The sequence below is a fragment of the Neobacillus ginsengisoli genome, from assembly GCF_030813055.1.
The window spans coordinates 274,169-287,082 of record NZ_JAUSTW010000005.1; the positions used below are offsets into that span (position 1 = coordinate 274,169).

Here is a 12,914-nt window from a genome sequence, read left to right on the forward strand (position 1 = left end):
AACTTTAGAGAAGTTACCAAAGACTTTTGGTATTCCAACAAAACGTTGGAGGCTTATTTTATATTTTCAAATTCTCTTGTGATTCTTTCAAGGGCTTCTTTTATCATGGGTCTTGGTGACGGGATACAAATTCTTTGATAGGCTAGCCCTTCTTCGCCAAACATTTTTCCATCTTCCAATAATACATTCGCTTTGTTATAAATTCGATCATGTACGTCTTCAGGTGATAGGCCGTAGCCGCTAAAGTCCAGCCACATGATATAGGTTCCCTCAGGAATCCTCACCTTAACCTTCGGCATCCTTTCTGCTAGGAACTCTACTACCCACTCCATGGTTCCGTCGATATATTCTTTCAATTGTTCTAACCATTCTTCCCCCTCATTATAAACCGCTATAAGGGCAGATACCGTAAACGGTGATGGTAGATGCGTTCCCATCACACTGATAAATTTATTCCTAAGCTCCGGATTTGAAATGATCACATTCGTACAATGCAGTCCTGCGACATTAAAAGTTTTGTTAATGGCGGTAAACGTGATAATGTGATCGACATTGCTTGCCGCTTTTGCAATGGGAATAAAGGTTTGGTTCCGTCTGATTAAATCGCCGTGAATTTCATCAGCAACGATAATCACATCATTTTTCAAACAGATTTCGGATAACTTTTTAAGCTCATCTGTATTAAAGATTCTTCCAGTAGGATTATGGGGATTACACATAATGAACATTTTCGTCTTTTCATCTTTTGCTTTCGCTTCAAAATCTTCAAAATCAATATGATAATAACCTTCATCATTACATGTAAACGCATTATTCCTGACTTCTCTGCCGTTAGCGGTGATCACCGATGTAAAAGGCGGATAAACAGGCCGTTGAATGATGATTCCATCTCCCGGATCGGTTAAAGCTCTTACAGCAATGCTCAAAGCATGAACCGTTCCCGGACTAAAGATGATTTCTTCCTTTTGAATAATCCAATCATGCCGCTTTTTAAACCACTTTTGGATAGCATCAAAATACTCATCGGGAAAAATAGAATAACCAAAAATTCGATGATCAACGGTTTTATGTAAAGCATCTATTAAAGGCTGGGGTACGGGTAAATCCATGTCTGCTGTAAATAATGGGATGGTCTCATCATCATATCTGTCTGTAAGACCCATGTTTTTAATTAACTGTCCTCCATCCCATTTTACTGAGTAGGTGCCTCTCCTATTTACAATCTCATCAAAATTATATTTCATAAAAATCACACCCTCCGTTATTCATACCTTACTTGATGCTCTTTGACTTAAAAAAATTTGACTTTTACACGAGAGTTCACATATGAATTATTTTGTTTTTTCAGCTTAATAAGAGTCCTTAATTTTTGTAAGTTGCCCTTTTAATTCAACTAACTTGTTTTTAATAAAAGGAACGATTTGTTCAGGTAATTGATTTAATTTAAAAAATTGAGCTTCTATTGCTTGATTGTTTTCTGGAGTTATTTCTCCATCGTACTCCGTACATACGTAAACGATTGCAACAGGATGGTATTCATCACCACTTACTTCAACTCGATTTATTAATTCCTTGCCTGAATAGACACCAAATAATTTTAATTTCATTATCTTAATGCCTATATCTTCTAAGACAATTCGTGTAATACACTCTTCAACTGACTCATTTAACTGTAAAGCTCCACCTGGAATAGTCCAAGTTCCACCTACGTTACGACTCAGTTAAATTTCACTTTTATTATTAATGATAGCCACACTTGGTCTTACAAATATTAGTGGAGAATTCCCAATCATTTTTCTTATATCTTCACAGTAACCCATAAATACCCCTCCCCTATGATAAGGTTCTTAAAGTAAATGCCGCCTCTTATTGAAGAAGTAACCTACTCCTTTTTAGATGGCATTTGTCAGCCACCTTCTATGCAAGTTGCATGGGAGCTGCCTACTACATTATTTAATTCAGTTAATAATACTTGAAGAATGTTGTCGGTTACTAATACTTGTAATGTTTTTTCTGTAATTGGAACATTGTATTTTTGAAAAACCTCTAATGTATCTTCCCACACTACGCTTATAGCCTTTGAAGTCATATTTGATTGGATTACCATTAAAACAACCTCCTATAATCTTCATATTACCACTTTTTTATTCATTAAATTTATTCTATTATTTCGGCTGCAATTCCTTCTTGAACCTGCTTTGTTAGTTTAACATGAAGATTAACAGCTCCTTTACAGAGCTTTAATAAAATAAAAAACACCTAAGTATAGGTGCTTATCCCAATCAGCTTTGATTACCTAGTGTCAAACAAAAAGCCGGTTCTCCTAAGTTAAGGCTTGAAGAACAGGCTTTGTTTGTTTAACTGCTCGAGAGGTTAAATTAACGTGATGAAATCAAACAGAAAACTTGGACGATTTTCAGTGGATACTTATATAGATAAAAATGTTTATAAGTTGTCGAGGATCGCGCTTAAACACGTTAAAAGAAGAGAAAGCTAAAATATAGCTCCACACCTCAAACGAAGAGATAGCTTTCTATTGTGTCATTGAATTGGTGCACCCGGTGGATAATAGAACGGTGGAACTTTAAGCCACCCTCGTTTCTTCACAAGTGTTTTCATAGTTGCTCCAAAAGTCATGTATTCCTGTAAAAATTCCACCCATATCAAACCAACATCGTTACGTACGGATTCATTTATGGCGGTTGCACACATTGTAATACCAAGAAACATTTTAATATTAAGGCTGTTTGCAAATTCATCATCCGTCAACTTCACTCCGGGCGGAACCGCATTTGGGTCTGAAATTGGTTTAGATTCACTTAAGGGTGGTAAGGGAACCCCTTCTAATCGCAAAAATACTGTGAGCCTTTCTCTCTGCGATTTGAACATTTTTACTGCTTCATGAAATGCTTTCCTCAATTCTGGGTCAGTTGTACTGTTAATCCCTGCTTCCGAATGCACTTGTTCATCCACTAATTCAGAAAGGAGCAGTTAACTGTAGTAAGTCGGTTTAGGTATTGGTATTGAAATAGGAAAAGATTATTTAAATTTACGTCAGCTGCGAGTATCGGATAGATCTTATCCTATAGTGTAAGTAGAAACCTTCACAATCCCTACTACACTTTACTGATTTTCCAATTTCCCATCAATAATGCTTTAGATAACACCAATGGTCCGATTAAGGATTTGGAAACAATATCAAAAGTCCTTTGAGGAAAATGGTAAAAAGAATTTTACTCCTCGTTTATTAAATGGTAAGAGTTTCATATCTGCAATCAAGTGGCTAATGTATCCTAATATACAAGTAATGAAAACACCTTGAATTCTTAGCGAGGCCTCGAATTTAAAAGCAATCACACCGAAGAATAGTATGCCTAGAATTGAATGCGTATAGCTTCTATGGGAAATTAAGGAAGCGATAATAATATAAATACCGAATAACCATAACCAATTTTCATTTAGTGAAAATCCTCCGGCTAGCACTCCTATTCCAGTTACAGTAAGCATCCGTCTCTTTGTAATGAAGGACGAAATCACAATAATTCCAAGCCCAACCCCAATTCCAAGCCATTTATCAGTCCTCTCACCTTCCAAGTAGCTATAAATTATCATTAGGATGCCGATGAACTGGGTAATAGTACGAATAATTTTGTGAGGTAGTGTAATTTTATTACTTAACTCGCCATCAATATCTAAATCCGGGATTAAACCTGTGATTCCTCCTAATCCTACAAATATTAGTCGGGTAGTTAAATCACTGTGAAATGCATTTCCTATAATAAAACCCGTCGTTGCTCCAATTACCATATGTGCTGTACCCTTCAATCCTTTTCACCTTTTTCTTTTTGGCTCTGTTAAACTTGGTTGTTGATTTCCGCTCCTGGCGCTCGCTTTCCGCGGGGAGGTCCGAGAGCCTCCTCGGCGCTTAGAGATAAGCGGGGTCTCCCGTGACCTCTCAATCCCGCAGGAGTCGAGCGCCCTCCGCTCCAATCAACAGTTGTAAAAAATCAACATTCGCCTTTAACACAGCCTTCTTTTTAATATGTTTTTTAAAAATTGGACGCTTCACAATTCCAACTCTTCCTTCTATTTTAATATAATTCTTATATCCAAGTAGGAAAATATAAGAAATCATATTTAAATTGACCCAATAAAATACTAATACAAAACATTTACTACCTTTTTAGGTGGATTTTATTTCATTTAACATTGCGTTTGGATTTTATAAATTTTGTGAATAATGAGGATAAAGTTTACGTAAAAATTTAAAAACCACAATAGATAACGAATCCTATTGTGGTTTTTAGTCTACTCTCAGAAAAAAGGTTTTTTATGTAAGAATGATTGTCAAAATGGTTAGGAGGTTTTTTTTGGATGTCTTTAATTCAAGTTCTACAAAAACACATTATTTATCACCAATATAAAAATTGGTATGTGCTGGATGATGAATTTTATTGGGACATTAAAACATTAGCCAATACTATTTTTAAATCCTTAGACTCAAATTTTGCTATTCCTGTTATTTTTTGTTCTATTTGTCAAGCGAATAAAATCATTAGTGACTTAGGAGATGAAGAAGATGAATATTTACGTTTCGCATCAGGTATTTATTGGAGAGAATTAGAGATTATCTTTATTTTCACCTTCAGTGAATATATCCCATTAATTGAGACTCTTTTTCATGAATTTCGTCATGTCATGCAAGACCTCAATCCTGATTTTAGACATCATTTCGAATCTGATAAAAAAATACCTTATCAAGAACGAATTACTGAAATGGATGCCTTTCAATTTGCAAAAGAAAAAACAAAAGAATACCTACTATCTGAATCACTTAAAAACGTTGACTTATGATCCGTTCAAAAAAGGAACCATTCCACTCACGGGAGATTACTCCTTTTCAGGTCGTTGCACCAGCCAATTCTTTACTTTTTATAGGGGCCATTAAAATATTTTACTGATACATCAAGGCTTAGCTTATAGGGACTTCACCTTCACCAGTTTATTTCTTAAAATATCGCTCCTTTACCCACATCACCAATCTTTTCCCCACAAAGAAAGGCTCATTTATTAGTACAACTTCACTTAGATATTCATATATATACAGAGTAAAATGCTTGTTTAATTATAAGGGGGAAAAATCATGGCTTTTATAGATATGATTAGGTCTTTTTCAGGTAAAGTAATTAGGATTGATCGGGGGGGTCCGGATTCTAGAATTGGAAAGTTATTAGATGTATATGATGATCATCTTGTATTACTCACTGAAGAAGATGGGGTCGTTTATTATAACACCGAGCACATAAAAAGTGTGACGGAGAATACGAATGAAAAGTTGGATTGTAATTTTGAAATTCCTGAAGGCTTCGAGTATAAAAAAGCTGATAATTTCAATAGTCTGTTAAGCACCCTTAAATACCAATGGGTTAAAATTAACCGTGGTGGTCCGGAAAAAATAGAGGGTATCCTTGGTGATGTTAATAATGATAATCTTTTATTGATTAATAAAGAAGAAATTGTTCGCATTTCCATGTTCCATCTTCGAAATATCAGCCTAGACTAGAGTTTGAAAAGTCAAAAATGAAGGCGACTTGTCTGCGGGTAGGTCGTTTTTTTGTTTATAGTGGTAACTATACAGGTTGCTTAAACCGAATCCTAATGAACACCGAATGTTGGAATGTTAACAAAAAAAAGGCCATCTTTATTCTGACCTTTTAAACTAAATCCCCTTTTCTGATAAAGAACGTTTTTGGAGGCTATTGGAAAGCAGGCTATAAGCAACTACTTTCTTCTTGTACTGTTTGACTACATCAATGTGATCGTTGTTCCTGTAAACAAATAACCTAACATCTTTTTTGCCTCTTTTAGTATCAATAACTATTGGAGTCTCACTGTTCTCTGGATGTAAATATAATTTCTCGGTCCCTGGATATACATAATGCTGCTTTAAAAATGTAGCTTCGTTAAAATAATTAATAACTTGAATTTTGTCTTCACCTTCCAAGAGTTTTCCGTCAATGGTTACGGCCACATTCGCGTCACTAAGTTTTGAATGAATTTCAAATTTGCTAATAAGCCATTCCACAGGACCAGTTGGAAGACAGGTCATTAATATTTTAACAATACTTATAAGAATTATCGAAAGCACAGCCCATGTCATATTTCATCATCTCCCTTACGTTTCTAAATTAATATTATTATATAATTTATAATTAAATAATAACTCAACTGGATCAATTATTAACCATCCAATTCGTCTAAAAATAGACCATCCACTTTCATCGCTTCTTGTTGCTGTTATGGTAAATGAATCCAAAAAATTAGACAATCCCGCTAATAGATCTATTAGCGGGACTTTATTTTATGAAAAGTCTAAAATAAAGATATGCTATTCAACAACTATCAAATTTAGAAAAGAAGCTCCAACATTATTTGGAAGGCGATTTTTTCCAATAATCATAAATAAATTCTTTGAACATTTCATTTAATCCTGTCTTTTTTTGATTTTTTAACCATTCGACCTGATCGATGGGCAGTTTTAATTTTAAACTAACATCTTCATTCGGCATTTCCACTTTTCTTATTTCCTCTATAGTGATGTCTTCTTCTATATTCGGAAACCATGAATCATTTTCGTTCACTCTATCGAAATCTTCGTACTCTTGGATGCCGTCCAGTTCACAGAATAAATGAAGCTGCGGCAATCCTCCTGAAAAGATTTTCAAATACATGATTGAATTTATGATTCTACCATCTTCCAATTCTATCTCCATAATTAAGGTATCCACATTTCGATATTTTTTAACAGCAACCTCACTAACAATCATATCCAGCACTAACGTGATTCCTGAACTGGATTCAAAGATATAAATCGCGCTTTTAAAAATATGGATACACTCACCATCGATTTTTACTGATTTTACAACAGCCATAAACCATTCCCCCTACAGTTGTGTCATCCTAAACAGACACCGTTCCCAAGGATTTCAATCACCTAATGATCCTTACTAATCGTTTTTCAGTTATATAATTTTAAAAAACGTAAACTAGCTTTTCACTATTCATAAACAGCTAATTACACTAATTTTATAACATATCATGGAATGATTGTACTTCAAAATACGCCTGAAATAATTCCCGAACAGAACAAACACGAAATGCCGTTTTTCAAAAAGAAAAACGGCTTCCTTATGTTCCTTTATTCGATTCCATGTAAACAAAACATAAAGATTCAAAAGCGAATTAATAAAATAGGCTTATAGATGATTAACTAACAGATGTTTGATCCGCTTTCCGATTGTGAGGTATCTTGGATTGCCCACCGTTCGTTCGGCCTTCGCTCAATTTAAATACAAAAACGCCGCTTAATATGACTAACACTCCTACTAACTGGTTAAAGGTAAATGGGACTTTATTCAGACCCAACCAACCCAGTGAGTCCCACAATAAAGCAAACACGAGCTGTGATGTCAGAGCGATAGCGATAGCGTATGTTGGACCGAGCAGCTTGATGCCTTGCACGAGGCAAGTGACCACTCCTACGCCGATTAACCCGCTGAACCAGTACCAGGTCTTCATATTATGCAAAATAAATAGATGTTTTCCTTCAAACAATAGACCAAGAGTGAATGAAGCCAGGAATCCCAATCCTAATACTAATGTAGTAGTCGCCCAAGACCCCGCGTGTTCATTCACCTTACTGTTGAAAATATTCTGCAGACTGACCAGCGAACCTGCAATAAGCGCCAATAATAGTCCAAGAATCATAATGTATACACTCCCAGATGTTGATTTAAATAAGATGCGTCATGTGACGCCCCTCCTAAGACGAATGATTTCGTTTATTCATAGATGTTGCGACTAGCCAGAGAGCTTAATCCTTCCCTATCCTTAATCGTGATAAACCCTTTGCTGCGCTCAATCAGCCCATCCGTACAAAACCGATGAATGACCCGATTCAAATGACGGTAGCTGGTACCGATTAAATTCGCTGTATCTGTTAGACTGGATGTGCTTATCTCCCCTTTTAGAAGCGAATGGTTTTCATCAAAGGTGACAGACAATAAATAACTGGCTAATCGCACTTCCACCGGATACATTAAATTAAAGCTCATCGAATTGGATTTAATGTAAAACTTATGTGTAATGATATTCAGTAAAAATTGCAGAAAGGGTGAATAATCTTTTGCGAATTTTTTTAACATATTCTGGTGAACCCCGATCATTATAACAGACGAAACTGCCTCCACCGTGTTGATAATGTCAATCCCCTGTACATATTCAATATCCCCGATCACCTCAAGCGGGGTCTTAAAAGAAAGAATTAGTGTTTTGCCTTCTGCCGAAGTGTTGTATACTTTAATCTTTCCCTTGACATGGACATACAGATAATGGGAAGGTTCACCTTGGGAACAAATAAGTTCCCCTTGTTCAAAGCTGTACAGTGACAAATAGGGCATTATTTCTTCATTAAATATCGGTTCGATTTGATGAGCCTGCAAATAATAATTCAACCGATCACGATCTTTTATTTCTTTCATTTTCCGTTACCACCTCCAGCCATTTTTACTGTTAGAATTAGGATCTATAATCTCAGTATTACCACACCAACAATCATCATCCCGATTCCAATGAACTGCGGAAGCCGCATCTTCTGCTTCACCACATTAAACCAGCCGTTACCATCGATTAAAAAGGTAAGACCCAGTTGCGCGATCAACAGTGCAGAAACAGTAAGGGTAACACCGATATAATGAATAGCAGTGACATTACTGAAGATAACAATTGCCCCGAAGGCACCTCCGGTCAAGTATAATGGTTTGACCTTCTTAAATTTTTTCCATTTTCTATCTCGAAGTAATAGTAGGATTATTAAGGTCATAATGAACCCTGTTAATTGTGTAATAGTCGCTGTTTGCCATGTGCCGATATCTTGACTAATCCGAGAATTTGCTACACCTTGCAGAGTAATAAATGCCCCGCCTAAAAATGCAAATAAACTTCCTCTCATTTTTTCTCTCCCCAACCAGCTAGATTTATAGTTTAATTAAATGATAAATCCTGGTATTTCGGAAAGGACATATGTCCTCAATGTGACTAAGTTGCGATATTTTTCTTTTACTAAATAAAATTGCCATGTAAAAGATGGCAACATTTTTCCAAAGATCAATCTCGTATTCTGAAATTCGCGCTTCAGTTTTCCCCCTTTTCCAAGGCCTCTCACTTGATCTTCAACATGCTCCTATGACTATTCAAATCACATTGTTGTATAACAATATATCTTCTGTACTATATCAACGTTTTCGACTAAATGATACCTGTGCTAAAACGAAAGCCAATCACCTCAACATAAACTGCGCCTATACTCCATATAATTTTTTATATAAAAATCTGTTGTACCTGATTTTATATCCTGTTACAATAAAAATGTATAATTTTTAGAGAATTTTTAAAATTCAAATTGTTACTCAATTTAAACAGATAGGAGGAATACGTTTGTCTAAATTGCCGAAAACCAATGAATTAGGTTTTTTTGAAATTCGCCTCGAATCAATCGGCGGATTGGGAGCCAATTTGGCCGGAAAAATGCTTTCCGAGGATGGAGTGGTTGGAAACGGCCTTAACGGAATCGGTTTTTCATCCTATGGATCAGAGAAAAAAGGCTCCCCTGTAAAAGCGCATATTCGTTTTTGCGACCCTGAGACAACTATTCGAGACACCACACCAATAGAACGCCCTCACGTTGTAGGCATTTTCCATGATGCCCTATTTAAAACCATCGATTGTACAAGCGGGATATTTCCCGACAGCACCATTTTAGTGAACTCTCAAAAATCCCCTGACGAACTGAAGAATCTCATGAAAATTCCCAGCGGAACGATTGCCATCGTTGATGCAACAGGAATCGCTTTAGAAGAACAAACAAAAGCCAACACCGCTATGCTGGGAGCGCTTTATCGGATTCTGGACTTCCTCGATCCTGTATCGATGAAGGATACGATTCGCCGAACCTTTGAGAAGAAGTATCCGCACCTTGTTGAACCAAATATCCTTACGTTTGACCGCGGGTACAATGAAGTCGAATTCCAAACATTTGTACATGATGATGGGACTGAGACTAAATCATTTATCAGACCGGAACCCCTGCTCGGTTATGAAACCCAGGCCATTGGAGGTACAATCACCAATCCGGGAAACAGCATTTTAAAGGATTTAAGCATTTCCCGTGCCGGTATGCTCCCCCATTTTCATGAAGAGAAATGCATTAATTGTGCAGCCTGTGATACCGCTTGCCCTGACTTTTGTTTTGTTTGGGAAGAAAAAGCAGACAAACGGGGACGGCCGCAAATGTTCCTGCAAGGGATTGACTATCAATATTGCAAAGGCTGCCTGAAATGCGTTCATGCTTGTCCTGTTGATGCAATAACGGGAGAAAGAGAATATAATGACGGCTACGCAGACAAGAACCGTGTGCCGCATTTATTTGATTTGGCCATCAAAAATTAAGGAAGGGGCGGGATGTTATGTCGATAGATTTGAACCAAGATAATGTATCAGCTCTAAAAGGAACAGTTGAACAAAGTGTAGTTTTTGAATCAGGTAATGAAATGGCTGCATACGCAGCGCACCAAATTAATTATCATATTATGGGATATTTTCCGATTTCCCCTTCTACAGAGGTCGCCCAGTTCCTCGACGGGATGAAAGCGAAAGGAGAACATGATATCGTCTTGATTCCCGCTGATGGCGAACACGGCTCCGCCGGGATATGCTACGGCGCTTCGACAGGCGGCGGTCGTGTGTTTAACGCAACTAGTGCAAATGGCTTTCTCTATATGTTAGAGCAGCTGCCAGTTCAATCGGGAACTCGATTCCCAATGGTATTGAATTTGGTGAACCGCTCTGTGTCCGGACCTTTAAATATTCATGGCGATCATTCCGATTTATATTTCGGGTTGAACACCGGATGGCCGATCCTGATGGCCCGTGATCCGCAAATCGTCTATGATATGAACATGATTGCGATTAAACTGGGGGAAGATTCAGAAGTCAGGTTGCCTGTCATCGTCTCGTTCGATGGTTATTTCACCTCCCATCAAAAGCGACGGGTTCAGGTGATCAAACATAAAAAAGATGTTCATACGTTTATCGGCGATCCAAAAACGAACTTCCCTCATGCTTTAGATCGCGAGAATCCGGTTACGATCGGCCCATATATGAATGAACCCGACTATATTAATAACTGCTTTCAACAATCGGAAGCCATGTACAAAGCAGAGCATGTTTTCGAGCGAATTTCGAAGGAGTATGCGGAATTAACGGGCCGCGAATATCCAGTCCTTGATTTATACCGCATGGATGATGCAGAAGTTGCAGTATTTATGTTAAATTCCGCCGCCGAGGTTTGTAAAGACGTAGCCGATCGGCTTCGCAAGAAAGGGATAAAAGCCGGCGTCATCTCGCCAAATATGATTCGCCCCTTCCCGCAAAAAAAATTGGCAGAAGCCTTGAAAAATGTAAAAGCGGTGACTGTCGGTGACCGTGCCGACTCGTATGGAGCGCATGGCGGAAACATGGCCCTTGAATTAAAAGCGGCACTGCAAACAGTTGGAAATGTCAGCACAAAGGTAATTAACCGAATCTACGGTTTGGGCGGCAAAGATTTTTATGCCGATGACGCCGAACAATTTTTCCAGCTAGCCCAAGAAGCAGCTGATAAAGGCTATGCGGAGAAGCCATTTGACTATTTCGGGCATAATCCCGGCAGACCGGAATTCGCTCCGCAGCGTGTTTTGAATCCAATGAAAAAAGAAGACTTGAACACCGGTTTAATCACTGTCACTCCTGAAGAAACGACCGGTGAACTAAAGGTGAAAATTCCCCCCTTAAGAAGCTTAACGAAAAAGCCAAAACGGTTAGCTTCCGGACACGGAGCATGCCCGGGATGCGGAATTTTCTCGGGGCTGGAGTTGTTTTTTAAAGGAATTGAAGGAGATATTGTTGCCTTATTCCATACAGGATGTGCGATGGTGGTGACGACTGGTTTTCCATACAGCGCCCATAAAGCAACTTACATCCACAATCTTTTCCAAAACGGCTCTGCGACGTTATCGGGTCTTGTGGAAATGTTTCATGAACGAAAAAGGCGCGGTGAATTAGCTGAATTCGGTCTCTCCGATGATTTTACGTTTGTCATGGTTACAGGTGACGGCGGAATGGATATCGGCATGGGCCCTGCCATCGGAACCGCTTTACGAAATCATAAAATGATCATCCTTGAGTATGATAACGAAGGCTATATGAATACAGGCAGCCAGCTATCCTATTCGACTCCAATGGGACATATGACGAGTACTTCAAATGTAGGCAGCTTCCAAAACGGTAAGCCGTTCCATCACAAGGATACCGCTCAAATTATGGCCGCGACTCATATTCCTTATGTATTTACAGGTACTGAAGCATTTGACCGCGACCTTTTAAAGAAAGCGGCTAAAGCACAGTGGTATGCCAAAAATGAAGGATTGGTCTACGGCAAAATTTTGATTACCTGTCCATTAAACTGGAAATCGAAGGATGAATTAGGCCAGACCATTGTCGAGGCTGCTGTCAACTCCTGCTTCTTCCCTCTATATGAAGTGGAACGCGGGATCACGACAATCACTTACGATCCTGAGGATAAAAACAAACGAATCGCCGTATCCGAGTGGTTGAAGCTAATGGGAAAAACGAAACATTTACTAAAAGAAGACAGCAAAGCCATGCTGCAAATGTTTGATAATGAGGTGGAGCGCCGCTGGATGAGGCTTAGAGCTAAGCATGAAAGCCCTTATCTATAGTGGTTAATTAAAAGGAAAAATATCCCTGTTGTGAAGACGCTTCTGTCTACCACGAGAGGGATATTTTGCGTTAGTGAT

Annotated in this window: 14 protein-coding genes; 4 read left to right on the forward strand and 10 right to left on the reverse strand. The window is 38.1% G+C overall.

The features are described from left to right. Positions 1-53: 53 nt before the first annotated feature. The 5 genes from J2S10_RS16740 to J2S10_RS16760 all read right to left on the reverse strand — a co-directional run bounded on the left by J2S10_RS16740 (position 54) and on the right by J2S10_RS16760 (position 3,825). The gene (locus J2S10_RS16740; protein ID WP_307409805.1) at positions 54-1,244 is read right to left on the reverse strand and encodes a MalY/PatB family protein; all 1,191 of its coding nucleotides are present in this window, start codon (positions 1,242-1,244) and stop codon (positions 54-56) included. Positions 1,245-1,349: 105 nt separating this feature from the next. Then, positions 1,350-1,721 (reverse strand): NUDIX domain-containing protein, encoded by a 372-nt coding sequence (locus J2S10_RS16745; protein WP_307410060.1) that lies wholly within the window; start codon positions 1,719-1,721, stop codon positions 1,350-1,352. Between the two features lie 185 nt (positions 1,722-1,906). Beyond that, positions 1,907-2,107, reverse strand: a complete 201-nt coding sequence (locus tag J2S10_RS16750) for a hypothetical protein (protein WP_307409807.1) — start codon at positions 2,105-2,107, stop codon at positions 1,907-1,909. 434 nt (positions 2,108-2,541) lie between these two features. Beyond that, positions 2,542-2,961, reverse strand: a complete 420-nt coding sequence (locus tag J2S10_RS16755) for a DUF3231 family protein (RefSeq protein ID WP_307409809.1) — start codon at positions 2,959-2,961, stop codon at positions 2,542-2,544. A 237-nt stretch (positions 2,962-3,198) separates the two neighbouring features. Further along, entirely contained in the window at positions 3,199-3,825 is a 627-nt protein-coding gene (locus tag J2S10_RS16760; RefSeq protein WP_307409811.1) for a metal-dependent hydrolase, read from the reverse strand. Between the two features lie 549 nt (positions 3,826-4,374). Here J2S10_RS16760 and J2S10_RS16765 point away from each other — a divergent pair. Both J2S10_RS16765 and J2S10_RS16770 read left to right on the forward strand, forming a co-directional pair. Continuing rightward, positions 4,375-4,854 carry a DUF3920 family protein gene (locus J2S10_RS16765; RefSeq protein ID WP_307409812.1) on the forward strand — a complete coding sequence of 160 codons (480 nt, stop codon included), beginning with the start codon at positions 4,375-4,377 and terminating at the stop codon, positions 4,852-4,854. A 289-nt stretch (positions 4,855-5,143) separates the two neighbouring features. Then, positions 5,144-5,563, forward strand: a complete 420-nt coding sequence (locus J2S10_RS16770; protein WP_307409815.1) for a hypothetical protein — start codon at positions 5,144-5,146, stop codon at positions 5,561-5,563. A 156-nt stretch (positions 5,564-5,719) separates the two neighbouring features. On the opposite strand, the gene J2S10_RS16775 is transcribed toward J2S10_RS16770, so the two are convergent. The 5 genes from J2S10_RS16775 to J2S10_RS16795 form a co-directional block, all read right to left on the reverse strand. Continuing rightward, positions 5,720-6,160 (reverse strand): YfmQ family protein, encoded by a 441-nt coding sequence (locus J2S10_RS16775; RefSeq protein WP_307409816.1) that lies wholly within the window; start codon positions 6,158-6,160, stop codon positions 5,720-5,722. A 268-nt stretch (positions 6,161-6,428) separates the two neighbouring features. After that, entirely contained in the window at positions 6,429-6,932 is a 504-nt protein-coding gene (locus tag J2S10_RS16780; protein WP_307409818.1) for a hypothetical protein, read from the reverse strand. Between the two features lie 334 nt (positions 6,933-7,266). Next, positions 7,267-7,767: a DMT family transporter gene (locus tag J2S10_RS16785; protein ID WP_307409820.1), complete on the reverse strand. Its 501-nt coding sequence runs from the start codon at positions 7,765-7,767 to the stop codon at positions 7,267-7,269. A gap of 74 nt (positions 7,768-7,841) precedes the next feature. Next, a complete protein-coding gene (locus J2S10_RS16790; protein ID WP_307409822.1) occupies positions 7,842-8,540 on the reverse strand; it encodes a Crp/Fnr family transcriptional regulator in 699 nt (232 codons plus the stop codon). A 44-nt stretch (positions 8,541-8,584) separates the two neighbouring features. After that, on the reverse strand, positions 8,585-9,010 hold the full coding sequence (locus J2S10_RS16795) for a DMT family transporter (protein ID WP_307409824.1): 426 nt from the start codon (positions 9,008-9,010) through the stop codon (positions 8,585-8,587). Between the two features lie 485 nt (positions 9,011-9,495). On the opposite strand from J2S10_RS16795, the gene J2S10_RS16800 reads away from it, so the two are divergent. Both J2S10_RS16800 and J2S10_RS16805 read left to right on the forward strand, forming a co-directional pair. Next, positions 9,496-10,506, forward strand: a complete 1,011-nt coding sequence (locus J2S10_RS16800) for a 2-oxoacid:acceptor oxidoreductase family protein (RefSeq protein ID WP_307409827.1) — start codon at positions 9,496-9,498, stop codon at positions 10,504-10,506. A 17-nt stretch (positions 10,507-10,523) separates the two neighbouring features. Continuing rightward, complete coding sequence (locus tag J2S10_RS16805) at positions 10,524-12,836, forward strand: thiamine pyrophosphate-dependent enzyme (RefSeq protein WP_307409829.1); 2,313 nt, start codon at positions 10,524-10,526, stop codon at positions 12,834-12,836. Positions 12,837-12,914 lie beyond the last annotated feature (78 nt).

Bases quoted from the DNA above. Each gene is read 5' to 3' on its own strand.
- J2S10_RS16740 (WP_307409805.1), bottom strand. From the start codon at position 1,244: ATGAAATATAATTTTGATGAGATTGTAAATAGGAGAGGCACCTACTCA.
- J2S10_RS16750 (WP_307409807.1), bottom strand. From the start codon at position 2,107: ATGGTAATCCAATCAAATATGACTTCAAAGGCTATAAGCGTAGTGTGG.
- J2S10_RS16765 (WP_307409812.1), top strand. From the start codon at position 4,375: ATGTCTTTAATTCAAGTTCTACAAAAACACATTATTTATCACCAATAT.
- J2S10_RS16770 (WP_307409815.1), top strand. From the start codon at position 5,144: ATGGCTTTTATAGATATGATTAGGTCTTTTTCAGGTAAAGTAATTAGG.
- J2S10_RS16775 (WP_307409816.1), bottom strand. From the start codon at position 6,160: ATGACATGGGCTGTGCTTTCGATAATTCTTATAAGTATTGTTAAAATA.
- J2S10_RS16780 (WP_307409818.1), bottom strand. From the start codon at position 6,932: ATGGCTGTTGTAAAATCAGTAAAAATCGATGGTGAGTGTATCCATATT.
- J2S10_RS16785 (WP_307409820.1), bottom strand. From the start codon at position 7,767: ATGATTCTTGGACTATTATTGGCGCTTATTGCAGGTTCGCTGGTCAGT.
- J2S10_RS16790 (WP_307409822.1), bottom strand. From the start codon at position 8,540: ATGAAAGAAATAAAAGATCGTGATCGGTTGAATTATTATTTGCAGGCT.
- J2S10_RS16795 (WP_307409824.1), bottom strand. From the start codon at position 9,010: ATGAGAGGAAGTTTATTTGCATTTTTAGGCGGGGCATTTATTACTCTG.
- J2S10_RS16805 (WP_307409829.1), top strand. From the start codon at position 10,524: ATGTCGATAGATTTGAACCAAGATAATGTATCAGCTCTAAAAGGAACA.